The sequence below is a fragment of the Photorhabdus hindustanensis genome, assembly GCF_002968995.1.
GTDB classification, from domain to species: domain Bacteria; phylum Pseudomonadota; class Gammaproteobacteria; order Enterobacterales; family Enterobacteriaceae; genus Photorhabdus; species Photorhabdus akhurstii.
This window is the reverse complement of the sequence record NZ_PUWT01000180.1, coordinates 1-1352: the sequence shown is the minus strand read 5'-3', so window position 1 is coordinate 1352 and position 1352 is coordinate 1. Positions and strand designations below refer to the sequence as shown.

The window sequence follows — 1352 nt, the reverse complement described above, 5'->3', positions numbered from 1 at the left end:
CTTTATGCTGCGTTTCATCGCAACACAACACTAAAAGTAAAGCCTGGCAGTGTCCTACTCTCACATGGGGAGACCCCACACTACCATCGGCGCTACGGCGTTTCACTGCTGAGTTCGGCATGGGGTCAGGTGGGACCGCCGCGCTATCGCCGCCAGGCATATTCCGTTTTATTCCAACCCTTGTCTGACTCTCCGTCACCACAACCATTGGAACCAATCTCTGAACAAGCTGAAATCTGTCTCTCTTCTGTCTTCCGACTTCTGTTTGCTGTCTTCCGACACCAAAACCCCTTCGGCGTTGTAAGGTTAAGCCGCTCGGTTCATTAGTACTGGTCAGCTCAATGCATCGCTGCACTTACACACCCAGCCTATCCACGTCTTCGTCTTAAACGTTCCTTCCGTGACTCTAAGTCAAGGGAAGACTCATCTCAAGGCAAGTTTCCCGCTTAGATGCTTTCAGCGGTTATCTCTCCCGCACTTAGCTACCGGGCTATGCCATTGGCATGACAACCCGTACACCAGCGGTGCGTCCACTCCGGTCCTCTCGTACTAGGAGCAGCCCCTTTCAATCTTCCTGCGCCCACGGCAGATAGGGACCGAACTGTCTCACGACGTTCTAAACCCAGCTCGCGTACCACTTTAAATGGCGAACAGCCATACCCTTGGGACCTACTTCAGCCCCAGGATGTGATGAGCCGACATCGAGGTGCCAAACACCGCCGTCGATATGAACTCTTGGGCGGTATCAGCCTGTTATCCCCGGAGTACCTTTTATCCGTTGAGCGATGGCCCTTCCATTCAGAACCACCGGATCACTAAGACCTACTTTCGTACCTGCTCGAGCCGTCACTCTCGCAGTTAAGCTGGCTTATGCCTTTGCACTAACCTCACGATGTCCGACCGTGATTAGCCAACCTTCGTGCTCCTCCGTTACCCTTTGGGAGGAGACCGCCCCAGTCAAACTACCCGCCAGACACTGTCCTCAGCCCGGATGACGGGCTTAAGTGAGAACATCGAACATTCAAGGGTGGTATTTCAAGGATGGCTCCATGCGGACTGGCGTCCGCACTTCCGGGCCTCCCACCTATCCTACACATCAAGGCTCCATGTTCAGTGTCAAGCTATAGTAAAGGTTCACGGGGTCTTTCCGTCTTGCCGCGGGGACACTGCATCTTCACAGCGAGTTCAATTTCACTGAGTCTCGGGTGGAGACAGCCTGGCCATCATTACGCCATTCGTGCAGGTCGGAACTTACCCGACAAGGAATTTCGCTACCTTAGGACCGTTATAGTTACGGCCGCCGTTTACTGGGGCTTCGATCAAGAGCCTCGCCTTGCGGCTAACCCCATCAA

At 54.0% G+C, this 1352-nt stretch carries 2 rRNA genes; both read right to left on the bottom strand.

The features are described from left to right. Positions 1 to 41 precede the first annotated feature (41 nt). Positions 42 to 157: ribosomal RNA gene (gene rrf, locus C6H66_RS25135) — 5S ribosomal RNA — on the bottom strand. Between the two features lie 145 nt (positions 158 to 302). Beyond that, a 23S ribosomal RNA gene (locus tag C6H66_RS25130) occupies positions 303 to 1352 on the bottom strand; the annotation flags it as partial.